We start from the raw sequence: 24009 nt of genomic DNA on the forward strand, positions 1-24009 counted from the left end.
GGAGCGACACACGAGGTTCGAACTCGTGACCTCAACCTTGGCAAGGTTGCGCTCTACCAACTGAGCTAGTGTCGCATCAACAACGTTTCCGCTGTTTAGGGCTGCGAATTATAAGAGCATTTTTTTGTGATGCAAGTCCTTCCTTCAAAAAAACTTTATTTTTTTACTGAACGACGAAAAAGCAATCAAAAGCGATATAAATTACAACAATTTGGATCGCAACCTTAACAGTTAAATCTTGAAAATAGTACCTCGATAGTACTTAAGTTCTGCGATGGACTCACGAATGTCGTCCAAGGCCAAATGTGTTCCCTGTTTTGTGAACCCATTTAGCACCTCAGGTTGCCAGCGACGTGCTAGTTCTTTAAGAGTACTAACGTCAACATATCGGTAATGGAAGAACTCTTCCAACTCAGGCATATGCTTGTATAAAAAGCGGCGATCCTGCCCAATGCTGTTACCACATATTGGCGACGCCCCTTTTGGCACCCATTTTTCTAAAAATTCAATGGTTTGTGCGACTGCGTCTTGTTCTGAGATTTGACTGTTTCGAACGCGCTCCACCAAACCGCTTGCCGTATGCGTATTAGTACACCAGTCGTCCATTTTCGCCAGTTCTTCTTCCGGCTGATGAATCGCTAACACTGGACCTTCAGCCAAAATATTTAGTTCGCTATCCGTGACAATAGAAGCAATTTCGATGATTTTGTGCGTTTCAGGATCAAGCCCTGTCATCTCTAAATCAACCCAAATTAGGTTTTGATCGCTAAAGGACATGGTTACGCCGCCTATTTGTTTATCGATAAAAGAGGTACTATACCTCAAAATACGAGAAACACGATACTCATACACGGAGCCAAGAGTACGGCTCAACCATTTGAGTAAATTCACATAAAGTACAGAATTGTGGCAAAGAAGAAAAAGTTAACCAAAGGTCAGGTGCGACGCGTACGTAGCAACCAACAAAAGCGTTTGAAGAAGCAAGAAGATTCCATCCAGTGGGATGAAAACATGCTAGGCGCCAGCAAGCAAGGTCTCGTGATCACTCGTTTTGGTCAGCACGCGGACATTGAAGACCTTGAAACAGGCGAAATTCAACGCTGTAACCTCCGCCGTGGTATTGAGTCTCTAGTATCTGGCGATCGTGTTTTATGGCGCGAAGGATTGGAGTCTATGGCGGGCATCTCTGGTGTTGTTGAAGCGGTAGAACCTCGCTCTTCAGTGCTCACTCGTCCAGATTATTACGATGGTCTAAAACCCGTTGCAGCCAATATTGATCAAATGGTCATTGTCTCTTCGGTATTACCAGAGCTATCGCTAAATATTATTGACCGCTATCTCGTTGCATCAGAAACACTGAATATTGCGCCATTGTTGGTCTTAAATAAGGTCGACCTTCTAGAAGCCGATGACCGTGCAATGTATGAAGAATGGCTCAAAGAATATGAACGTATTGGCTATAAAGTGCTTCTGGTCAGCAAGAAGTCTGGAGAAGGCATTGCTGAACTAGAAACCCTACTGCGTGATCGAATTAATATCTTTGTTGGTCAATCAGGCGTAGGGAAATCCAGCTTAGTCAATGCGTTAATGCCGGAACTAGAGAGCGAAGTGGAAGAAGGCGAAGTCTCTGAGAACTCTGGCTTGGGCCAACACACCACGACGGCTGCACGTTTATACCACATTCCAACGGGTGGCGATTTGATCGACTCACCTGGAGTACGTGAATTTGGTCTTTGGCATTTGGAAGCAGAAGAAGTAACAAAAGCATTCGTTGAATTTCGACCATATTTAGGCGGTTGCAAGTTCCGAGATTGTAAACACAATGATGACCCAGGCTGCCTTCTACGCGAAGCTGTCGAGAACGGGGAAATTAACGAAACTCGCTTTGAAAACTATCATCGCATTTTGGAAAGCATGGTTGAAAACAAAGCAAATCGTCAGTATTCACGTAATAAAAAAGCCGATCTGTAATTGAGTTAAGGCTGTAACTGTGTAAAAAGTCTTCACCTAATACTGACAAGCAAATTAAATTTCAGTAACATCACGCGCCCTAAAGCGCGAATCTAACAGAAGTATCGGAATTAAAGATGGACAAGTTTAAAGTTGGACTGCAGTACTGGATCCCACAACACGGCCTCACTCGCCTAATGGGTAAACTGGCTTCAGCAAAAGCTGGCGGTCTAACAACAGCAGTTATTCGTTGGTTTATCAAACAATACAATGTGAATATGGATGAGGCAAAGCACTCAGATCCTAAGCATTTTAAAACGTTCAACGAGTTTTTCGTTCGTGAGCTAAAAGAAGGCGCACGCCCAATTTCTGAAGGCGAAAACGTCATCACTCATCCAGCCGACGCTTGTGTTAGCCAGTTTGGCCCTATTGAAGATGGTCAACTTATCCAAGCAAAAGGTCATCACTTCTCAGCACAAGAATTGCTGGGCGGTGACGCGAATTTAGCGGACGAATTTAAAGATGGTTCTTTTGCCACATTGTATCTATCTCCGCGCGATTACCACCGTGTACACATGCCATGTGACGGCACTCTGCGCCAAATGATTTACGTACCAGGTGACCTGTTCTCAGTAAACCCTCTGACAGCAGAAAACGTACCGAACCTATTTGCACGTAACGAGCGTGTGGTGTGTATCTTCGATACTGAGTTTGGTCCAATGGCACAGGTGCTTGTTGGTGCGACAATTGTTGGTAGCATTGAGCAAGTATGGGCTGGCACTATCACTCCGCCTCGTGGAAACACTGTCTACAAATGGGATTACCCAGCAGAGGGTGACAAGGCCGTGATCTTGAAAAAAGGCGAAGAGATGGGCCGCTTCAAACTGGGTTCTACTGTTATTAACCTGTTTGCCAAAGACGCGATTGAGTTTGACGCAAGCATGGAAAACGGTAAGCCAACCGTTATGGGCACACCTTACGCCTTGAAAAAATAAGTAAAACACCGTTAAAGAGCCCTTTATTAAGGGCTCTTTTTATTGATAAAAAGCAAAACTCCGTTCGAAATTTAGCCTCTATTTCTCAAACTCATACCTGCCTCTAAGACCCTCATTCCACAATCAATTATCCTGCGCTTAGAATGAATATTTAGAGGGGCAGCCAATGCCAAAGATGAGTGTAAACACGTTGGCGAAATTGCTGGTGTGCTTTTTAATTCCGCTCGGTGTTTTGATGATGCCGATCGATGCTATTCCTATTGACGATCTCACTTTAATTCAGCATCGCCTGTTAGCTATTTTTCTTCTTGCTGCCCTACTTTGGGTTCTCGAGCCGGTTCCCGTTTTTGCTACGTCCATTCTTATTATCGCTCTTGAACTGATCATGATATCGGATAAAGGTTTGCATCTATTTCGCAATCCACCAGCGGGGCATGATTTAGGAGAGTTAATTGCTTACACCGATATTTTCTCGGCCTTCTCTTCACCGATCATTATTCTTTTTATGGGTGGTTTTGCTCTCGCGATTGCGGCTTCCAAATACGAGCTCGACAACAACCTCGCCCGAGTACTATTAAAACCATTCGGCACCCAACCTAAGTTCATCATGCTGGGCTTGATGTTAATTACCGCCGTTTTTTCAATGTTTATGTCCAATACTGCCACGACCGTGATGATGCTAGCCCTGCTTGGCCCCATCGTCGCTTCAGCACCTAAAGGGGATTTAGGGATTAAAGCGCTGGTGCTGTGCATTCCAATTGCCGCGAATACAGGCGGCATTGCGACTCCGATAGGCACGCCACCTAATGCGATAGCGCTTCAATATCTCACTGGAGAAAACGCGATAGACTTCCTATCGTGGATGACAATGGGTCTACCCTTTGTGTTGGTACAACTCACTGTAGCTTGGTTCTTGTTGCAAAAGCTGTTTCCGTCTAGCGAACCAGAAATGAAACTAAAGCTAGATGGTACATTCAAAAGGAGCTGGCGCGCGATCGTCGTCTACATCACTTTTGCACTAACCATTGTGCTTTGGATGACGACAAAAGTGCACGGCATGAACACGTATGTTGTTGCGATTATCCCGCTTGCGGTCTTCACCTTAACGGGCATTATGGGCAAAGAAGAACTCAAGCTGATTAACTGGGATGTTTTATGGCTGGTTGCCGGTGGTATAGCAATTGGTATTGCCTTAGACAAAACGGGCTTAGCCGAAACATTAGCGCACGCCATTGATTACAGCCTGCTATCACCATTTGCCGTTGTTTTAGCCCTATCGGTAGTGTGCTGGTTAATGGCGAACTTTATGTCTAATACCGCAACGGCAAACTTATTGATGCCTATTGCTGCCGCTATTGGTACATCCATGCCAAGCCTTATTGCGGTTGGTGGCCTACAAGGTTTACTGGTTGTCGTCGCCTTCTCCGCATCACTTGGCATGATCTTACCGGTTTCCACACCACCAAACTCTTTGGCTTATTCAACAGGCCTCATCGAGAGCAAAGACATGGCGAAAGTAGGCCTGATTCTCGGTTTGATTGGTCTAATTATCGTGTATGGCGCAGTTTTGGTACTGTTTTAATCGAAGAGCTCCATGAAAAAGCGTGTTGTCATGGAGCTGCTCTCCAGCTACTGCCCTTACAGAGCGGCTTTTACATCCCATAAATTTCGTGCATATTAAGACTCCTCTACTCTACAAGGACGTCGACACATCATGGGTTACGAATGGCTTGCTTTATGCGCCGCTTTTCTGTGGGCAGTTTCTAGCCTAATTTCGGTCATTCCTGCACAACACCTAGGCGCATTTTCTTACAGCCGCTGGCGTATGGGCTGCACAGCCGTGATCTTATCAACAATGGCCTGGATAACTGGCGGCTGGTTAACGGTTTCTTGGGAACATGTAACGCCAATGATGGCCTCAGGACTGATTGGTATTTTTATTGGCGATACCGCTCTATTCGCGTGTTTGAATCGTATGGGGCCAAGACAAGCCGGGTTACTCTTCTCTTGCCACGCCGTGTTCTCTGCCATCTTGGGCTACTTCTTATTTAGCGAAGTCATGACCACAATAGAACTACTGGGCGCATCATTGGTATTTAGCGGCGTGGTGATGGCGATATTCTTTGGCCGAAGAGGTCAAGTGAATAACGTCTTGGAAGACATTAAAGGTAACATCTGGGTAGGTATTGGACTTGGCTTAACCGCAGCAATGTGCCAAGCATTGGGAGGCATTATCGCCAAGCCAGTAATGCAAACCAGTATTGACCCAGTTGCGGCTTCTGCTATTCGAATGATCAGTGCCTTTTTCGCCCACAGCATGTTGTTAGTTCTAGGGGTCAAAGTCGCTCGCTCGACGCAACACATTACTTGGCGCATATTTGGTATTACTGCGCTTAATGGTTTCTTGGCGATGGCCGTCGGCATGACGCTAATCTTATACGCACTGCAAGAAGGAAATGTAGGTATGGTTGCACTTCTATCTTCAACCACGCCAATTATGTTGCTACCACTGCTCTGGATTTACACTAAACGCCGACCAAACCGATTTGCATGGTTGGGCGCAGCCCTAGCTGTGATTGGTGCGGGCATTTTGGTTCAGTAACCTTACAGACCAGCCCTTATTGCCAGATACAAAAAAGCCCGAGTTTAAACTCGGGCTTTTATCATTCGGAGCCGTTAGTTAATTATTTATTTAACTAATACTTCACCCGTCATTTCTGCTGGGATTTCTAGACCAGCTAGAGAAAGCATGGTTGGTGCAAGGTCAGACAGTTTACCGCCTTCTTTGAATTCAACCGCTTTGTCACCTACATAGATTAGAGGCACTGGTAGGTTAGTGTGAGCAGTGTGGATGCCGCCAGTTTCAGGGTCGATCATCATTTCTGCGTTACCGTGGTCCGCAGTGATCAATAGTTGACCGCCAACTTCTTTGATTGCTTCAACCACTTTACCCACGCTTTCATCTAGAGCTTCGATTGCTTTCTCAGCCGCTTCATAAACGCCAGTGTGACCAACCATATCTGCATTCGGGTAGTTACAGATGATGGTATCGAACTTACCAGACTTGATAGCCGCAACCATCTTCTCTGTTAGTTCTGGAGAGCTCATTTCAGGCTGCATGTCGTACGTTGCAACTTTTGGAGAAGCAACCAACTGACGCTCTTCGCCTTCGAATTCGTTCTCAACACCACCGTTGAAGAAGAAAGTCACGTGTGCGTATTTCTCTGTTTCAGAGATACGTAGCTGAGTTTGACCTTGTTTAGATAGCCACTCACCGTAAGTGTTTTCTAGAGACGCAGGTGGGAATGCGATAGCTAGAGGGATATCAGCCGCGTATTGAGTCAGCATCACAAAGTTAATTGCAGGGAATGCTGCACGCTCAAAGCCGTCAAATGCAGGAACGAATGCACGAGTGATTTGACGTGCACGGTCAGCACGGTAGTTCATGAAGATAACCGCATCGCCATCTTGCATGATTGCGTCTTCTTGACCTTCCGCTTTGATAGCTGTTGCTTTAACGAATTCGTCGTTTTCTTCACGAGCGTAAGCCGCTTCTAGACCTTCAACTGCCGTTTCTGCTGTGAACTCAGCTTTAGCTTGAGTTAGAAGATCGTAAGCAACTTGGACGCGATCCCAGTTGTTGTCACGGTCCATTGCGTAGTAACGACCTATTAGAGAAGCAACGCGGCCTTTACCTAGTTTCGCAAATAGGTCTTGGAAACGTTGTAGTGAGTTTTCAGCACTACGTGGTGGTGTGTCACGGCCGTCTAGGAAGCAGTGTAGGTAGATTTTCTCTGCGCCACGCGCCGCTGCCATTTCAACTGCTGCGTAAATGTGGTCTTCGTGAGAGTGAACACCGCCTGGAGACATCAGGCCCATGATGTGTACTGCTTTTTCAGCTTTCACAGCAGAGTCGATTGCTTCAACTAGCGCAGGCGTTTGTTCGAACTCACCATCAGCAATTGATTTAGTGATACGAGTCAGGTCTTGGTATACAACGCGGCCTGCACCAATGTTAGTGTGACCAACTTCAGAGTTACCCATTTGACCATCAGGAAGGCCAACATCCATGCCTGAAGCAGAGATTAATGTGTGTGGGTTATTCGCAATCAGAGCATCCATTACTGGTGTTTTCGCATTCGCAATTGCGTTACTTGCTGTGTCTTCACGGTAACCGTAACCGTCAAGGATAACTAGAGCCAATGGCTTCTTAGCTGACATAGTGATGACCTCATCAAATTTAAGTAACTTTTGGCGTAGGGCCTCGCTGCCCTATCTAACCTTGAAACAAAACTAGCGTAATTTTACTACACTTTTTAACCAAAACTGTAGGTTAAGATCAAATAATGTTTGCGATTTATTGTTGCTATCTTACAAGTTAAGCGAACAACGAGTCAGTGCCGACAATCGTGTTCCACAAGCATAGTCATTTCTAATACGCTTTGTACACCCCAGTCTAAGTTCGGTTTTCTTACGCTTCTCATTCTTATTTTTGCACTTGAAACAGCGCTAATTTAAAGCAACATCAAACAAGATGGGTTAATACCTATTGTTCTCTTTTCTCAGTAAAACAGAAGTCACTTAAACCGATAAGTCCAATAGGCAAAAACAATCAAGCTACCAGAGCAAAATGTACGGATAGTAAGGGCATAACGGGTTTATAGAGATCTCAATTATTCGTTAGAAAATTTTAACCCTCTCGCCTAAGAGCCGTAACCTCGCTATACTCCTGCTTTATTTTTCCGCCAACAGCGTAAGAGCTCAAGACATGCAAGAGTACATTGAATTTTTCCAACAGAACATGATTCTATCTTTGGTTTGGGTAGGTCTTCTTGTCGCCTTTATCATGAACATCGTGAAATCAGCGACAGCCGCATACAAAGAAATCAACGTAAACCAACTGACTCATCTTATGAACCGTGAAAACGGCGTTGTAGTGGATATCCGTACCAAAGACGAGTTCAAAAAAGGTCATATCACCGACTCACTTCACATTTTACCGTCAGACATCAAAGCGGGTAACTTGGGTAGCCTTGAAAACCACAAATCAGACCCAATCATTGTGGTATGTAAGACAGGACAGACCGCTCAAGAAAGCGCAAACCTACTAGTAAAAGCAGGCTTCGAAAACGTGAGCCTACTAAAAAATGGTTTGATTGCGTGGAACGAAGCGAACCTGCCGTTAGTTCGCGGTAAGAAGTAGGAACGTGGCAAGAACGAAAGTTCGCGTTTAAACGCGCTTTTACAAGCCTCGCGGACAAAAAACTGAGCAAATTGAAAGCAGTTGGAGCACTAAGTTGTGACGCTTTGCACGTAATACACGCTTCATCTAGTCAAGGTAGATTGGCTCAGTTAGTCTCAGGACATACCAGTTTTCTGAGCTTAGACGTTTCTAGGCTCAACAAATATTGATTTAAGGATTAAAAAATGGCTGAAGCAGCACCTCAAGACGCACAACAAAACTTCGCAATTCAACGCATCTTCCTAAAAGACGTTTCTTTTGAAGCGCCGAACTCTCCAGTAATTTTCCAGAAAGAGTGGAACCCAGACGTTAAACTAGACCTAGACACTCAAAGCCGTGAGCTTGGTGAAGGCGTGTACGAAGTTGTTCTACGTCTAACCGTTACTGTGAAGAACGAAGAAGAGACTGCGTTCCTATGTGAAGTTCAACAAGGTGGTATCTTCACTGCTGAACAAATGGAAGCTGGTCAACTTGCACATTGCCTAGGCGCATTCTGCCCGAACATCCTATTCCCATACGCTCGTGAAACTATCTCAAGCCTAGTCGTTAAAGGTACGTTCCCTCAACTGAACCTAGCGCCAGTAAACTTTGACGCGCTATTCATGAACTACCTACAACAGCAAGCTCAACAAGGCGAAGCTGAAGCGTAATTCACGTTTTATAAGTGACGAATAGCCACAGTGCTGACGTCACCGAATCAAATAAAATGCACAGAGCGTCTACCATCCGATGCAATGTGCATTTTTTATTTCTGACAAAAGTTCCTAGTTCCTAATCGCCAGAAGGCGTAAAATTTGACGATTAGGAACTAGATTCTACTAGTAGCAAGACAATTAGGCGGTAGCATGACACAAGCAAATACAAACAATGCTTACGGTAAAGACATCGCAATGACTGTGATTGGCGCAGGCTCATACGGCACCTCTTTGGCAATCTCACTCGCTCGTAACGGCGCGAACGTTGTCCTTTGGGGACACGAGCCAGAGCACATGGCTCGCCTAGAAGCAGACCGAGCTAACCATGCCTTCTTACCAGGTGTTGATTTCCCTGAAAGCTTGATCATTGAATCGGATTTAGAAAAAGCCGTTCAAGCAAGCCGAGATTTGTTGGTTGTGGTTCCAAGCCATGTCTTCGGCATCGTGCTAAACAGCTGTAAACCATTCTTGCGCGAAGACTCTCGCATCTGTTGGGCAACCAAAGGGCTTGAACCTGAAACGGGGCGCCTGCTGAAAGACGTCGCTTATGACATTATCGGTGAAAACTACTCACTAGCAGTATTGTCTGGCCCAACGTTTGCGAAAGAGCTCGCAATGGGTATGCCGACTGCAATCTCTGTTGCGTCTCCAGATTCTGAATTTGTTGCGGATCTACAAGAAAAAATCCACTGTAGCAAAACCTTCCGCGTATATGCCAATAGTGACTTTATTGGTATGCAACTGGGCGGTGCTGTGAAAAACGTTATTGCGATTGGTGCGGGTATGTCTGATGGTATTGGTTTTGGCGCCAACGCCCGTACTGCATTAATTACTCGTGGCTTGGCTGAAATGAGTCGCCTTGGTGCTGCGCTGGGTGCACAGCCAGAAACCTTTATGGGCATGGCAGGTTTAGGCGATCTTGTCCTGACATGTACCGATAACCAATCACGTAACCGACGCTTTGGCTTGGCATTAGGCCAAGGTAAAGACGTTGATACGGCTCAAGAAGAAATTGGTCAAGTGGTTGAAGGTTACCGCAATACAAAAGAAGTATGGCTACTTTCTCAACGTATGGGTGTTGAGATGCCGATAGTTGATCAAATTTATCAAGTATTGTATCAAGGAAAAGATGCGCGCTTAGCAGCGCAAGATTTACTTGCTCGTGACAAAAAAGCCGAAGGAAAGTAGCAATCTACCGCCCTTTGCAGCTCATCTGAGAAAAATTGAAGTTGTCGGGTCACGGAAGAACCACTCTGGATATTGAGAATGAAACACTGCGAAAAACAAAAAGTCTGGAACAAAATTGTCTCAGAAGCCCGTGAAATGTCAGAACAAGAGCCTATGCTGGCGAGCTTCTATCATGCCACCATTATCAAGCATGAAAGTTTGTGTGCCGCTCTGAGTTATATTCTGGCTAACAAATTGAACACCGCTTCCATGCCAGCGATGGCTGTACGTGAAGTGGTTGAAGAAGCCTTTGCAGCTGATCCAACCATCACTGACGGTGCGGCTTGTGATATTTGTGCCACGGTCAATCGCGACCCTGCTGTTTCAATGTACTCAATGCCATTGCTGTACCTAAAAGGCTATCATGCACTGCAAGGCTACCGAGTAGCAAACTGGCTATGGAAGCAAGGTCGTCACGCTCTTGCGACTTACCTACAAAATCAGATTTCTGTAGCATGTCAGGTCGATATCCACCCTGCAGCGCGCATTGGTAGTGGCATCATGCTCGACCATGCAACAGGCATCGTGATTGGTGAAACTGCCGTGGTCGAAAACGACGTGTCTATACTGCAAGATGTCACCCTTGGTGGTACTGGTAAAGAATGCGGTGATCGTCACCCGAAAATTCGCGAAGGCGTAATGATCGGCGCTGGTGCAAAGATTCTTGGCAATATCGAAGTTGGTGAAGGCGCGAAAATCGGATCTTGCTCTGTGGTATTGCAAGCCGTGCCTCCTCACACAACGGTGGCTGGCGTGCCTGCAAAAATCGTCGGACGTCCAAAAACGGACAAACCTTCTCTCGATATGGATCAAGGCTTTAACGGTAAATCGCAAAGCTTTATCCATGGGGATGGTATTTAATCGTCAACAAACCTTTTTGACAACAACGTGGTAGGTAACTCTCAAGTGCGAAAACAAAATCACCCTGTTCTACGCTCGGCTATTTTATTAACTTGTGCTTTATCTGCCACTTATCCCATTACCTCCTCTGCTGTGAGTCAGCAAGAGCTCAAAGGCGTATCCAGTGAGATAAGCCGTCAGCGCAAATCGCTCTCTTCCCAAGAAAAGCAGCTCAATGAGTTACAGAAATCACTAAAAGATCAAGAGCTTGGTATTTCTAAGCTTGAGCGTGAAATACGACAAACCAAGTCTAACCTCGCACAAGCAGACAAAAACATAGAAAACCTGGAAGAGAAAATTGCCTTGCAAGAAGCACAGCGTCAAGAGCAAGAAGAAGAACTCAAACAGCTGCTGCAAACGTATTACGTGACCGAGCGAGCGAAGGCCAATGGTCACTTGTTAAATCAAGGTGTGGAAGAAGACCGCATGAGCCAATACTTCCAGCATTTAGCTAAAGCACGTGCTGAAGTGATTGATGCGATCACCAAAATAACCCAAGAATTAGCGCACAACAAAAACCAGCTCGAGCTAGAAAAAGAGCAAATCGAGACTCTGCTCAAGCAGCAATCCGAAAAACGTACAGCGCTAGCGAGTACACAATCCAAGCGTAAGCAAACCCTGAATAAAATTCAGAGCAGTATCAAGAATGACAAACGCTACTTAGCCGAGCTGCAACGCAACGAAACCCGTTTAAAAGCAGAGATCGCCAAAGCAGCGAAGCGTAATGCGGTGCCAATGGACGGACTCGGCAAACAGCGCGGTAAGTTGCCTTGGCCACTCAAAGGCAGTGTGTTACACAACTTTGGTACGCGACAAACTGGGCAGGTAAACTGGAAGGGTATGGTGTTGTCTGCCAACTATGGTCAACAAGTGAAAGCCGTTTATCCTGGTACTGTCGTATTTGCTGAGTATCTGCGCGGATACGGTTTAGTGGTACTGCTCGACCACGGAAAAGGTGACATGACCCTCTATGGTTACAACCAAGCGTTAACTAAAAAAGAAGGCGATCGAGTCACCGCCGGCGAAGTGATTGCTCTCGCGGGTGATACGGGTGGTCAAGACAGGCCATCGCTGTACTTTGAAATTCGTCGTAATAGTGAAGCGCAGAATCCGAAATCTTGGTTAAAACGCTGATTATCTGACTCATCGACTTATAATAAAAAAGGAGCCACTCGGCTCCTTTTTTGCATTCATATTTTGGAAAATGCTATGCGTAGTAGGTTTCTACCGCATCAATAAAAGCATGCACATCATCTTTGCTTAACGCGTTGATTCCTGCCGCCGCCTCTCGGCCCCCACCTGTCGGGAACTGACCACACACGGCCACGGCACCTTGTTTATTGTTTAACGGGGCACGAAGTGAAACCGTATAAGTCCCATCTGCATTTTCAGTAAGTACCGCATGCGCAGAGTCAGGGTTTTGGTTTGCCAGCCAGTTGCCATAAACACCACTGATTCGGCGTGATGCCGCCGTGTTTGGTAACTCAAACAACTTTAGCTTACCGCCCTCATGCATGGCAGGCACTGCGAGAGCCGCCTCCATGTCTTGTTGGTAAGCCGATTGCAATTGGTAGTATGGCGAGGCCGTATCTTCAATAGCTTCAAATGGTGACATGTACTTCAGCAAAGCTCGGTACAGCTCCGCAGGATGAAAGTGTAAATCTTCGACTTTCGAGCCGTAGCCGTTGTAGTTAATTAAAGTACCCAGCTCTTTTAGCTGCTCTTTCTGTTGCTGCGACAAGCCCGCGTTATTCGCTAACTCATTGGCTTTAGCAATCATGTTATCGCCATAAGCCGCCGTAATCGCCCAGTCATGAAAACGCCCATCAAGCAACTTATCGACAATCAACGCCGTGCACATGTTGGCATCGAGATCGATGTGCGCATCCAAATTATCATGCTGAGGAATGTCACCAGCTTTGTGATGGTCGGCGTAAAAGACGTGCGCGCCTTGAGCCAAAGCTTGCTCTAGACCTGCCATGTTCTTTTCCATCGAAATGTCTAACACAGTCAGCTCATCACCCGCTTGCACGTCTACTTTTTCCACCAGTTTGATGTCGCGCTTTACACCGGTTATTAACTGGGCATCGACAGGATCAGCCAAACGTAATTGCAGAAGAGCAATGATGCCATCAGCATCACCATTAAAAATGTCGTAATTCATGGGGCGATAGTTCCTTTATCGAGAATCTTATCCCTGCAAGGGTTTTTAGCGTATGGGACTATTGTGCGTGGCATATTTGACAAGTCAACTCGAGCCACGACTCGAAAATGAGAGTGACTCTCGAAATATTAAGCAGTTTGACGTTTAACTGTGTAGATTGCTAACCGCATCTTCTAATAACAGTAGCTGCTCTAAGCCCTGCTCAGTTGCTAATGGCTTAACGACATTAAGCATCTGCAACATCCCTTGCTTCACCATTTGTTCGGTAATGTTGGTTTTTGAAGCCATCGCGGATTGATACGCCAACCAACTACACGCAATCAAGTGCAATGTACATACCAATGACTTCAACTGTTGTTGATCGACATTCAACAGCTTCATCGTTACGAACTCTTGCATAATAGCAATGAGGTTCGCTTGCAGCTTCTCTTGCACATCGATGTACTGTTCGTGTAGCTGTTCATCTCGTGACAAGATTTCTGGTAAGTTTGCGTAGAAAAAGCGGTATTTCCACATCAAGGTAAAAATAGAGTCTAGGTAGCTCTTCAGCATAGTCAGGCTCTCTTGCGAACCTTGAATAGGGGTAAATCTTTCTAAAAGTTCTGCTGAATAAAGCGCAAAGATCTCACGAACGATTTCTTGCTTATTGCGGAAGTGGTAATACAGATTACCAGGGCTAATTTCGATGTGATCGGCAATGTGATTGGTGGTGATGTTGCGCTCACCATGTTGGTTGAACAACTCCAGTGCCGCGTAGACGATTTTGTCGCGCGTTTTCATTGTTATCGTGTTCCCTCTTCATTAACGAATCGAGTATAGCGACTTCACCAACCTAGGTCGATAGAGGCTCCAAATACGGTAACATAACAGACCAGTTAAGATGCCAGTTGAGTTGGCGACAAGGTCTAACCAAGAAGTTTGTCGCCCTACATACCCTTGCAACCACTCAATAACGGCGCTGAATAGCAAAATACTAATCGCCACCGCCCAACGTTGACGCCAACGCCACACACAGAAACAACCTAAAAACGCAAAGCCGCTATACGCCATAGCGTGCTGCATTTTGTCGAGATACGCGATATTGCCCCAGTCTTGCAGTTCACCTGAACTCAGAGATAAAAAAGCGATCAATATGGCGTAGCTAAAGATGACGAAACGTGCAGCCGTCAGGTTCATTGGACGTCCTTATGCAATTGGAAATGGAAAGGCCGTCACTTGATCAATGTGGTCACAGCCTAGCGCCAGCATGATCAAACGATCGATACCCAACGCGACCCCTGCACAATCTGGCAACCCTGCTTCCAGTGCAGAGATCAGATGATAATCGATCGGCTGTGGTTTTAAACCCATTTCGATACGCTTTGCGTTATCTTGTTCAAAGCGCGCTAATTGCTCTTTCGGGTTATCCAGTTCATGAAATCCGTTCGCCAGCTCTATCCCCTTAAAGTACACTTCAAAACGATCCGCGACGCGATGATCTTGAGGATTGATTTTCGCAAGCGCCGCCTGTGATGCAGGGAAGTCGTACACAAAAGCCGGCACGTCCTGACCAATTTTGTTTTCTACTCCCACGCTAAATAGTAGTTGCAGCAGCGTATCGCGATCTTCTTCTGGCTCAGCAATGTCACTCAAACCCAGCTTGCTTGCCGCCGCTTTCAGCTCAGTCATCGAGCCTTCCAGTGGACACACACCCAACACATCAATGAAGGCTTGCTTATACGTCATGCGCTGCGCTGCGCCACACTTCAATACCAGCTGCAACAGGTCATCCATTTCATCCATCAATTTATGATGGTCAAAGCCAACGCGATACCACTCCAACATCGTGAATTCAGGGTTGTGGTAGCGACCATTCTCTTCATTACGAAATGCTTTGTTGATTTGATAAATACAACCGCTACCCGCAGCCAAAAGGCGCTTCATATGGAATTCTGGGCTGGTCATAAAAAACAGCTTACTGCCATCGGCATAGCCTGGGCCAACAAACTCGGTTTGGAAAGTATGCAAATGGATGTCAGTCACGGTTGCGTGACTCATGGCTGGCGTATCGACTTCCATCACCTGTCGGTCAGCGAAGAATTGTCGAATCGACGCGACTAACGTCGCACGTTGACGAAGTTGGTCAATGGAAGCAGTAGGTTGCCAGTTGGTTTGCATAACAAATCTCTCAAACTTTAATTCAGCGAGGAAAGTCTCATTCTACATGCTTTTTACTCTTCAAGAAGAGAGGAATATCCCTTCTTCTTTTTACTAATGAGCTCGCCAATTTGAGGCAAGCATTACTCGTGCCGCAGAACAAAAAACACTCAGTTAAAATCCTATTATCCATGCGGTTAATGTCACGCAACACAGGCTTAACATCCCTAATGTTAATGCTTGAGGGCCAAAACCTCGATGCCGTGATAGCAGTCACATAACCTATAAATTCTATGCCCTTAAGTGCATTACCGAAGCAAAAACCCAATTACATCAATTTTTCTGCCATGTGGCTCATCTACACTAACCCTACTACTTTTGGGGAGTTCTTTTTAAAGAGCGCCTCGTAATGACAATAACAAGCGGATTTCCGCAATCACACACTGGAGGATAACTGTGCAAATTATCACCACAGATATCGCAGTCATCGGCGCAGGCGGCGCTGGTCTTCGTACTGCTATTGCAGCGGCTGAAGCAAACCCAGACTTAGAAGTCGCTCTGATTTCTAAAGTTTATCCAATGCGCTCCCACACGGTCGCTGCAGAGGGTGGCTCAGCAGCAGTTATCAAGGATGAAGATAGCTTAGACAACCACTTCAACGACACTGTTGGCGGTGGTGACTGGCTATGTGAACAGGATGTTGTTGAATACTTTGTAGAGAACGCGACTCGCGAAATGATCCAAATGGAGCAATGGGGTTGCCCATGGAGTCGTAAAGAGAACGGTGAAGTCAACGTACGCCGCTTTGGTGGTATGAAGGTTGAACGTACTTGGTTCGCTGCAGACAAAACTGGCTTCCACATGCTTCATACGCTATTCCAGACATCAATGAAGTACAGCAACATCAAACGTTTTGATGAGTACTTTGTGGTGGATCTGCTTGTTGATGAAGGCGAAGTTCAAGGTCTGATTGCTATTCACATGTCTGAAGGCGAGCTTGTTACTATCAAAGCAAAATCGGTTGTTCTAGCAACAGGTGGCGCGGGCCGTGTTTACCACTGTAACACCAACGGCGGTATCGTAACGGGCGATGGTATGGCAATGGCTTACCGTCACGGCGTTCCTCTACGTGATATGGAATTCGTTCAATACCACCCAACCGGTCTTCCTGGTACAGGTATCCTGATGACGGAAGGTTGTCGTGGTGAAGGCGGTATCATCGTTAACAAGAATGGCTACCGTTACCTACAAGATTACGGCATGGGTCCTGAAACTCCAGTTGGCCAACCGAAGAACAAATACATGGAACTGGGTCCTCGTGACAAAGTTTCTCAAGCTTTCTGGCACGAACAACAGAAAGGCAACACCATCAAACACCCACTGGGTGACGTGGTGCACCTAGACCTTCGCCATCTTGGTGAAGAGTACCTACAAGAGCGTCTACCGTTCATCTGTGAGCTAGCAAAAGCTTACGTAAACGTGGACCCTGCAAAAGAGCCAATTCCAATTCGTCCAACCGTTCACTACACCATGGGTGGTATTGAAACGGACGGCGGATGTGAAACTCGCATTAAAGGCCTATTCGCGGTGGGTGAATGTGCGTCTGTTGGTCTTCACGGTGCAAACCGTTTAGGGTCTAACTCACTGGCTGAGTTCGTGGTATTTGGCCGCGTAGCGGGTGAAAACGCAGTGAAACGCGCAGCAGAATTCAAAGGTTGGAACGACGCGGCAATTGACGCGCAAGTCAAAGCCGTTGAAGAGCGCATCGCGAAACTGATGAACCAAGAAGGCGACGAAAACTGGGCAGAAATACGCACAGAAATGGGCCACACCATGGAAGCGGGTTGTGGTATCTACCGCCAAGAAGATTTGATGCAAGCGACTATCGACAAGATCACTGAGTTGAAAGAACGCTACAAACGCATCAGCATCAAAGACAAAGGTAAAGTGTTCAACACTGACCTTCTATATGCAATCGAAGTGGGTTACGGCCTAGAAGTAGCAGAAGCGATGGTTCACTCTGCGATTCTACGTAAAGAATCTCGCGGTGCGCACCAACGTCTAGACGACGGTTGTACAGAACGTGATGACGTGAACTTCCTAAAACACTCACTTGCTTTCTACAAGCCAGAGTCAGCACCAAGTATCGATTACAGCAATGTGACCATCACTAAGTCACAACCAAAAGCTCGTCTATACGGTGAAGCAGCAGAAAAAGCAGCGGCTGAAGAGAAGAACGCAGAGGAGCAAGCATAATGTCAGCAAATCGCATTCAAAAAGTAGACATCCTGCGTTACGACCCAGAAAAAGATGCAGAACCATACAAGCAAACATTCGAAGTCCCATTCGATGAAACCATGTCTGTACTTGACGCACTTGGTTACATCAAAGACCACCTAGACAAAGATCTGTCTTACCGTTGGTCTTGTCGTATGGCGATCTGTGGTTCTTGCGGCATCATGGTGAACAACGTACCGAAACTTGCTTGTAAGAGCTTCCTACGTGACTACCCAGACGGCGTGACTATCGAGCCTCTAGCGAACTTCCCAATCGAGAAAGACTTGATTGTTGATATGACGCCATTCATCGAGCGCCTAGAAGCAATCAAACCATACATCATTGGTAACGATCGTAAACCAGAAGACGGTACGAACTTGCAAACGCCAGAACAGATGGCGAAATACAAGCAATTCGCTGGCTGTATCAACTGTGGTCTATGCTATGCAGCATGTCCTCAGTTTGGTCTTAACCCAGAGTTCATCGGTCCTGCTGCACTAACGCTAGCCCACCGCTACAACCTAGACAGCCGTGACAACGGTAAAGATGAGCGCATGAAGCTTATCAACGGTGAAAACGGTGCTTGGGGTTGTACGTTTGTTGGTTACTGTTCTGAAGTTTGTCCGAAGAACGTTGACCCAGCAGCGGCTGTAAACCAAGGCAAAGTGGAGTCTTCTATGGACTTCGTGATTGCTATGTTGAAACCTGATGGTTCACCAAAGAAAGTGGAGGCATAAGGATGAGCAATCGTAAACCTTACGTTCGTGAAGTAAAACGCACTTGGTGGAAGAACCATCCTTTCTACCGCTTCTACATGCTACGTGAAGCGACGGTGCTTCCGTTAATTCTATTCACTCTGTTCCTAACTTTCGGTTTAGGTTGCTTGGTGAAAGGTCCTGAAGCATGGCAAGGTTGGTTAGCGTTCATGGCGAACCCAATCGTCGTCGCAATCAACATCGTTGCACTACTCGGTAGCCTATTCCACGCTCAAACTTTCTTCAGCATGATGCCACAAGTAATGCCAATTCGTTTGAAAGGCAAACCAGTGGACAAGAAGATCATCGTATTGACTCAGTGGGCCGCGGTTGCGTTCATCTCACTGATCGTTCTCATCGTGGTGTAAGGAGCTGAGCAATGAAACCGAATTATAGTGTAAACACATCACCAAAACGTTCTGATGAGCCAATCTGGTGGGGTCTGTTTGGCGCAGGCGGTACTTGGTTCGCGATGATCACGCCAATCACTGTTCTTGTGCTAGGTATCTTGGTACCACTAGGCGTGATTGACGCAGAAGCGATGAGCTACGAGCGTGTCTCTGCATTCGCAACCAGCATCATCGGTGCGCTATTCATCATTGGCACGCTAGCATTGCCAATGTGGCACGCAATGCACCGTGTACACCACGGCATGCACGACCTTAAATTCCACACTGGTGTGATTGGTAAAATTGCATGCTATGCATTTGCAGGCCTCATCACTGCACTAGCAGTTATCTTTATCTTCATGATTTAAGAGACTGACCAAAAAAGAAAAAGCTGGCTAAATGCCAGCTTTTTTATTGCTTTGGGTTACCTATGATCTTTTTGCTTTTTAAGCTTTTGACCACCCATGATCTTATTGCTGTGCGACCTTCTTTGTCTGGTCCATAAGACCCAGAGCACCAAAGCCAGTAATCACATCTAGGTTTGTTTTCAAGCCCGTTTCGTCACTTCCACCAATGTAATTTTGTGGCATCTGAACTTGGAAGTTTTGCAAATTGTTGTACAGCGAGTTCGCTACGTCTCGATTCAATTCTGCCAAGTAAACTTCACGGTTTGCTCCTAACGCCGCATACTTACCTTTTAGGACTTCAGATTCTGCGCGACCTTTCGCTAATATCGCTTTCGCTTCAAACTCAGCAGAAAGTGCGTTCGCTTTTTGAATCGCTAAGTTAGCCTCTGCGATAGCTAGCTCTTTCTCCTTCTCGACTTCAGCAAGTCGTTTGGTCTTTTCCACTTCAACGATTTCACGCTCTGCAATCTGACGCGCCACTTCCACTTCTTTTTGTTGAGCAATAATTGCGAGTTCTTTACCACGCTGGGCGTCTTGCACCTCACGTGTTCGTTGAATCTCTTTGCGTAACTGCTCGGTCTCTGCCTGTGCTTTCGACGTTTCTTGTTCCTGAATCGCGCGAATACGATCCGCCACTAAACGCTTTTTATCTGCCAATAGCTGATCTAATTGCTTTTCTGGCTGCGGGTCACCAATGGTCACCTGCGTCACTTGAATACCGTATTGTTGTAACGGATTGTCTTGACGAATCGGTTGCCCGGTTTTGTCTACGACAGGTACGGTTTTCCAAACCAGTTGATTGGTGCGCTGTAATTGGTTCGGATTAGCTTGATTCGCCCCAACAGGCGCAAGATCCAACTCTTCCACTTCAACCTGACGTCGCTCTGTTAGATAAATCCCCTCTCGTAACTGATCGCCAAGTTTCGATTTGAACTGGTTCAAACCACCTTGGAAAAACTCTTCACCCGTGTATTGGGTTGCGGTAATCACCGTTACGTTACGTGCGTTCTTTACAAGCAGCGCATCGATCAAGTTACTGTTGTTGCGGAACTCTTTGTGCATCTTCTTCACCGCTTCAGGGTCATTACTGAGCTTAAAGCGGAATGTTACGGGGATCTGACCAATATAGGTGTCGGCAAATCGAACCTGAATCGCATCAAGGCGTTGATAAAAATCTTCGCCCTTGCTGTTACCGAATGACACGGTGATCACTTGGTCATACTTGGTGATTTTGGACAGAAATGGCATGCGAAAATGAATGCCAGGTTCAGTAAACACATCCAACTCACCAGTAATATTATTCTGATGCACGTAGCTGTAACCCGCATCGGTCATCAGCACCGAGCTATTAATCGTTAAGCCTATTGCCAACAGCGGTACGCCAAATACGGCTGCTTTTAATCCTTTATGTAGTAACTGACGTCTTTCTTCCACCTTTAAACCCCTTCCTAAACCTCTGCTTTCCATTTTGTTCTCCTTTTTGGATTGTTACTGAGCTAAATCGATAAAAATCAGATTGCTATGCAACTCAGCAACAAGTACTAATGTATCAAAATGTTACATTAAGGAATAATCGACAGATTCATGGAATAAATAAGATTTTTACGAATAATACAAAATCATCAAAAATTTGCGGAGGATATCGATGTTTTACGCAGAGGGATTAAAAGAGAAGAATCACAGGCAATAAAAAAGGCCGCCGAAGCGACCTTTCTAACAATCATATAAAGTGCTTACTTCACACGACCTACGTATTCAGCAGTACGAGTATCTACGCGAATCACTTCACCAATTGAGATGAACAGAGGAACGCGAACAACAGCGCCAGTTGATAGCGTCGCTGGTTTACCGCCAGTACCTTGAGTATCACCTTTCAGGCCAGGGTCTGTGTCTACAACTTCTAGCTCAACGAAGTTTGGTGGAGTAACAGTAATTGGGTTACCGTTCCAAAGTGTGATCATACAAGTGTTGTTTTCTACCAACCACTTAGCGTTTTCACCTACCGCTTTTGCATCCGCTGCGATCTGTTCAAACGTTTCACTGTTCATAAAGTGGTAGAATTCGCCGTCTGAATATAGATAATCTAGGTCGATATCCATTACGTCTGCCACTTCACAAGTGTCACCAGACTTGAATGTTTTCTCTAGCACTTTACCAGAAAGAAGTTTACGAATTTTAACACGGTTGAACGCTTGGCCTTTACCTGGTTTAACGTATTCGTTTTCCAGAATTACACAAGGCTCGTTATCAAGCATTAACTTAAGACCGCCTTTAAATTCATTGGTGCTAACTGTAGCCATTTTTTCCTCTTACATTCTTAGAGCTAAATTCAATGCCGCACATAATAACCCGAAAAGTCGAATCTGTTGAGCAAAACTGGCTCAAACAGTTGGCGAATGGGATCTCTGATCCTGCAAAATTGCTCGAAATACTGGAAATTGATCCTTCACCGTGGCAAGACGGGTTTGCCGCGCGCAAGCTGTTTGCACAGCGTGTACCGCAAAGTTTTGTCGATAGGATGGAGAAAGGCAACCCTAAAGACCCTCTTTTACGTCAGGTTTTACCACTGAGCGACGAATTTGAGGTGCATCCGGGTTACTCCAATGATCCATTGGAAGAGCAGGACAATGAAGTCCCTGGCCTGCTACACAAGTATCGCAACCGCGCCCTGATGATTGTCAAAGGTGGCTGCGCGGTAAATTGCCGTTACTGTTTTCGTCGTCACTTCCCTTATCAAGAGAACAAAAGCGGGAAACAAGCCTGGACCAAGTGCTTAGAGTACATGGCTCAACAACCAGAGTTGAACGAAGTCATCTTCTCAGGTGGTGATCCATTAATGGCAAAAGACGATGAGATTCATTGGCTTTTAGAGCACATTGCTCATATTCCTCACATCAAACGTCTGCGTATTCATAGCCGTTTACCTGTGGTGATTCCAGCTCGAGTCACTGATGAACTATGCCAACTTCTGCAAGCATCAAGGTTACAAATCATCCTCGTCACTCACATCAACCATGCCAACGAAATCAATGACGAATTTGCTGAACAGATGTTCAAACTCAAAAGAGCGGGCGTTACGCTTCTAAACCAAGGCGTTCTGCTGAAAGGCGTGAATGATTCGGTAGAAGCTCAAGTGGCGTTAAGTGAGGCCTTATTTGACGCGGGTATCTTGCCTTATTACCTCCACGTTCTTGATAAGGTGCAAGGCGCAGCGCACTACTTTATTTCGGACGAAGAAGCGAAAGCTATTATGCGCGGACTCATCACGCGTGTATCGGGTTATCTGGTACCAAAACTCACACGAGAAGTTGGTGGCAGGCCAAGTAAAACGCCGTTGGATTTGCATTTAGAATAAGCTCTGACACTCAATTAAATTTGTCGTCTAGATTGATTATTTTTGTTCGCTTTGCACGGTAAGTCTATGCATACTCCGCACTTTTGGAGGTCAAGATGCATACAGCATTCGAACAAATTTTCGATCTTGGCCCATTCAGTTGGCCTGCCCTACTATGCTGCGCCATTAATGGGCTCATGATCGGTATAGAGCGCCAAACTCGTGGTAAACCGGTTGGCATTCGCACAGCAATATTAATTATTTCAGGCACCTACCTGTTTATGTCGATGGCAGTGTCGTTATCGCCAAATACACTTGATCAAGCACGAGTGCTTGGTCAGATCATTACTGGCGTCGGCTTCTTAGGCGCTGGCGTTATGATGACACTTGATGGAAAAATCCATGGCGTAACATCCGCGGCTGTAATATGGGTGCTAGCAGGTTTAGGTTTGATGATAGGTTTGGGTTATTTAACGCAGTCGGTGGTTATTACTCTCCTGACACTAACCGTGTTGTTAGGTGTGGATAAAGCAGAAAACCACATCAAAGCATTACGCCGCGGTGTTCATCAAAGAATTCAACAACGCAAAACTTCATCACGATTAATTAAATAGTTAACGCTCCGAGAAACTCGCTTCATCTCATCAGTAATTAAAGAGCCCTCGACAAACATCGAGGGCTTTCTGTATATAAAGATTCTGACTTTCTCAGGGATTACTTAGCAAAGTTGATGAGTGGGAAACACTTGAAGAAACCGTTATCCGCACAGTTCAAAAGACCAATTTGCACGCCATCGATTTGATCGGTCATGTTGAAGAAACCAAACTGGAAATTAGACTTCTTAGAGATACTCGCTAAGCCCACATCCGCCATGGTGTAGCCTTCAGAATAGTTCACCGCGCTCCAGTTCAAGCCTTTTACGTTGTTCGTAATGTTAACAGCACCCAAGTTAACACCCGTCGTCTGACCTTGGTTCCAGTTAACTAAGCCTAAAGACGCGCCTTTCATTTCTTGATTTACTTTTGCTGCGCCAAAAAACAGACCGAAGTTCACACCTGTCGTACGATCCGTTTCTGACATACCAAGCAGTGAAAAGTCGACACCTTTAACCTCATTTACCTGTCCATGCAACACAGCTAAACGAACACCACCAACTGAAGAATTCGAAGGTGCGTTTGTGTTATCGATAGTAGAGAACATCACAGGTGTACTGTCGGCAAAAGCAACAGGTGATGCGATAGCGGCTGCAACCGCCAATGACGTCATAAGCTTTTTCATTTTCATCTCCATGATGGGAAGCAACAATTTACAACATAGTGTAATGTTCAGATTTTGCTCTGTACCCGTTCAAAAAGTGTTAGCAATAGGTCAGATTTAACCATCTGACTCAAAAGAAAAAATATTTCTCTTCGATTTTTTGCTTCTGAAATGGCGCTTTTTACGCTCAAAAATCTCATGATAAGCCACTCCAGAACGTCATGTTTCTCAGGTGACACGCATAAAAAAAGTCGAGGCATCTGCCTCGACTTTTAAAGGTT

At 45.8% G+C, this 24009-nt stretch carries 24 protein-coding genes and 1 tRNA gene; 15 read left to right on the plus strand and 10 right to left on the minus strand.

Annotated features, from left to right (window positions below; genetic code table 11):
* Positions 1–2 precede the first annotated feature (2 nt).
* Positions 3–75 (minus strand) — tRNA-Gly (locus R7P64_RS22070).
* Positions 76–231: 156 nt separating this feature from the next.
* Entirely contained in the window at positions 232–777 is a 546-nt protein-coding gene (gene orn, locus R7P64_RS22075; RefSeq protein ID WP_017635574.1) for an oligoribonuclease, read from the minus strand.
* Positions 778–906: 129 nt separating this feature from the next.
* Between orn and rsgA the strand changes: the two genes are divergently transcribed.
* The 4 genes from rsgA (at position 907) to R7P64_RS22095 (ending at position 5547) form a co-directional block, all read left to right on the plus strand.
* Positions 907–1971: a small ribosomal subunit biogenesis GTPase RsgA gene (gene rsgA, locus R7P64_RS22080; protein ID WP_005386419.1), complete on the plus strand. Its 1065-nt coding sequence runs from the start codon at positions 907–909 to the stop codon at positions 1969–1971.
* 116 nt (positions 1972–2087) lie between these two features.
* Entirely contained in the window at positions 2088–2945 is an 858-nt protein-coding gene (gene asd / locus R7P64_RS22085; protein ID WP_005381465.1) for an archaetidylserine decarboxylase, read from the plus strand.
* 166 nt (positions 2946–3111) lie between these two features.
* A complete protein-coding gene (locus R7P64_RS22090) occupies positions 3112–4527 on the plus strand; it encodes an SLC13 family permease (RefSeq protein WP_318105798.1) in 1416 nt (471 codons plus the stop codon).
* A 132-nt stretch (positions 4528–4659) separates the two neighbouring features.
* The gene (locus tag R7P64_RS22095) at positions 4660–5547 is read left to right on the plus strand and encodes a DMT family transporter (RefSeq protein WP_025768800.1); all 888 of its coding nucleotides are present in this window, start codon (positions 4660–4662) and stop codon (positions 5545–5547) included.
* An 86-nt stretch (positions 5548–5633) separates the two neighbouring features.
* On the opposite strand, the gene gpmM is transcribed toward R7P64_RS22095, so the two are convergent.
* Positions 5634–7166, minus strand: coding sequence for a 2,3-bisphosphoglycerate-independent phosphoglycerate mutase (gene gpmM, locus R7P64_RS22100; protein WP_258662959.1), 1533 nt, complete (start codon positions 7164–7166; stop codon positions 5634–5636).
* A gap of 547 nt (positions 7167–7713) precedes the next feature.
* On the opposite strand from gpmM, the gene R7P64_RS22105 reads away from it, so the two are divergent.
* The 5 genes from R7P64_RS22105 (at position 7714) to R7P64_RS22125 (ending at position 12143) form a co-directional block, all read left to right on the plus strand.
* On the plus strand, positions 7714–8148 hold the full coding sequence (locus tag R7P64_RS22105) for a rhodanese-like domain-containing protein (protein ID WP_005386415.1): 435 nt from the start codon (positions 7714–7716) through the stop codon (positions 8146–8148).
* 224 nt (positions 8149–8372) lie between these two features.
* Positions 8373–8837 (plus strand): protein-export chaperone SecB, encoded by a 465-nt coding sequence (gene secB, locus R7P64_RS22110; protein ID WP_005386410.1) that lies wholly within the window; start codon positions 8373–8375, stop codon positions 8835–8837.
* A gap of 195 nt (positions 8838–9032) precedes the next feature.
* The gene (gene gpsA, locus R7P64_RS22115) at positions 9033–10070 is read left to right on the plus strand and encodes an NAD(P)H-dependent glycerol-3-phosphate dehydrogenase (RefSeq protein WP_005381474.1); all 1038 of its coding nucleotides are present in this window, start codon (positions 9033–9035) and stop codon (positions 10068–10070) included.
* A gap of 78 nt (positions 10071–10148) precedes the next feature.
* Positions 10149–10970, plus strand: coding sequence for a serine O-acetyltransferase (cysE, locus tag R7P64_RS22120; protein ID WP_005381475.1), 822 nt, complete (start codon positions 10149–10151; stop codon positions 10968–10970).
* A 27-nt stretch (positions 10971–10997) separates the two neighbouring features.
* Positions 10998–12143 (plus strand): murein hydrolase activator EnvC family protein, encoded by a 1146-nt coding sequence (locus tag R7P64_RS22125; RefSeq protein ID WP_005381476.1) that lies wholly within the window; start codon positions 10998–11000, stop codon positions 12141–12143.
* A 73-nt stretch (positions 12144–12216) separates the two neighbouring features.
* Here the strand turns inward: R7P64_RS22125 and R7P64_RS22130 are convergent, their stop codons facing one another.
* The 4 genes from R7P64_RS22130 to epmA all read right to left on the minus strand — a co-directional run bounded on the left by R7P64_RS22130 (position 12217) and on the right by epmA (position 15330).
* Positions 12217–13173, minus strand: a complete 957-nt coding sequence (locus R7P64_RS22130) for a DHH family phosphoesterase (RefSeq protein WP_318123979.1) — start codon at positions 13171–13173, stop codon at positions 12217–12219.
* Between the two features lie 144 nt (positions 13174–13317).
* On the minus strand, positions 13318–13953 hold the full coding sequence (locus R7P64_RS22135) for a TetR/AcrR family transcriptional regulator (RefSeq protein WP_005381480.1): 636 nt from the start codon (positions 13951–13953) through the stop codon (positions 13318–13320).
* A gap of 21 nt (positions 13954–13974) precedes the next feature.
* Positions 13975–14349, minus strand: a complete 375-nt coding sequence (locus R7P64_RS22140) for a VanZ family protein (RefSeq protein WP_017635567.1) — start codon at positions 14347–14349, stop codon at positions 13975–13977.
* 9 nt (positions 14350–14358) lie between these two features.
* Entirely contained in the window at positions 14359–15330 is a 972-nt protein-coding gene (gene epmA, locus R7P64_RS22145) for an elongation factor P--(R)-beta-lysine ligase (RefSeq protein WP_149192320.1), read from the minus strand.
* Between the two features lie 435 nt (positions 15331–15765).
* Here epmA and frdA point away from each other — a divergent pair, with 435 nt between their 5' ends.
* Genes frdA through frdD form a run of 4 tightly spaced genes read left to right on the plus strand, consistent with a single transcriptional unit; the run spans position 15766 to position 19098 of the window.
* Entirely contained in the window at positions 15766–17565 is a 1800-nt protein-coding gene (gene frdA / locus R7P64_RS22150; protein ID WP_005381487.1) for a fumarate reductase (quinol) flavoprotein subunit, read from the plus strand.
* Positions 17565–18323, plus strand: coding sequence for a succinate dehydrogenase/fumarate reductase iron-sulfur subunit (locus R7P64_RS22155; RefSeq protein ID WP_005381489.1), 759 nt, complete (start codon positions 17565–17567; stop codon positions 18321–18323). Before frdA ends, R7P64_RS22155 begins: the two co-directional genes overlap by 1 nt.
* 2 nt (positions 18324–18325) lie before the next feature.
* Positions 18326–18709 carry a fumarate reductase subunit FrdC gene (gene frdC, locus R7P64_RS22160; RefSeq protein ID WP_005381491.1) on the plus strand — a complete coding sequence of 128 codons (384 nt, stop codon included), beginning with the start codon at positions 18326–18328 and terminating at the stop codon, positions 18707–18709.
* 11 nt (positions 18710–18720) lie between these two features.
* Entirely contained in the window at positions 18721–19098 is a 378-nt protein-coding gene (gene frdD, locus R7P64_RS22165) for a fumarate reductase subunit FrdD (protein WP_005381493.1), read from the plus strand.
* Between the two features lie 102 nt (positions 19099–19200).
* Here the strand turns inward: frdD and R7P64_RS22170 are convergent, their stop codons facing one another.
* Together R7P64_RS22170 and efp are read right to left on the minus strand one after the other, a co-directional pair.
* Complete coding sequence (locus R7P64_RS22170) at positions 19201–20604, minus strand: SPFH domain-containing protein (RefSeq protein ID WP_005386397.1); 1404 nt, start codon at positions 20602–20604, stop codon at positions 19201–19203.
* 266 nt (positions 20605–20870) lie between these two features.
* Entirely contained in the window at positions 20871–21437 is a 567-nt protein-coding gene (gene efp, locus R7P64_RS22175) for an elongation factor P (protein WP_005381500.1), read from the minus strand.
* Positions 21438–21469: 32 nt separating this feature from the next.
* Here efp and epmB point away from each other — a divergent pair, with 32 nt between their 5' ends.
* Positions 21470–22492: an EF-P beta-lysylation protein EpmB gene (gene epmB / locus R7P64_RS22180; protein WP_053307395.1), complete on the plus strand. Its 1023-nt coding sequence runs from the start codon at positions 21470–21472 to the stop codon at positions 22490–22492.
* 95 nt (positions 22493–22587) lie between these two features.
* Positions 22588–23085 carry an MgtC/SapB family protein gene (locus tag R7P64_RS22185; protein WP_005381504.1) on the plus strand — a complete coding sequence of 166 codons (498 nt, stop codon included), beginning with the start codon at positions 22588–22590 and terminating at the stop codon, positions 23083–23085.
* Between the two features lie 100 nt (positions 23086–23185).
* On the opposite strand, the gene R7P64_RS22190 is transcribed toward R7P64_RS22185, so the two are convergent.
* Entirely contained in the window at positions 23186–23749 is a 564-nt protein-coding gene (locus R7P64_RS22190) for a VC2662 family protein (protein ID WP_005381507.1), read from the minus strand.
* Positions 23750–24009: the final 260 nt, after the last annotated feature.

The organism is Vibrio sp. 2304 (assembly GCF_033339475.1).
Classification (GTDB): domain Bacteria; phylum Pseudomonadota; class Gammaproteobacteria; order Enterobacterales; family Vibrionaceae; genus Vibrio; species Vibrio alginolyticus.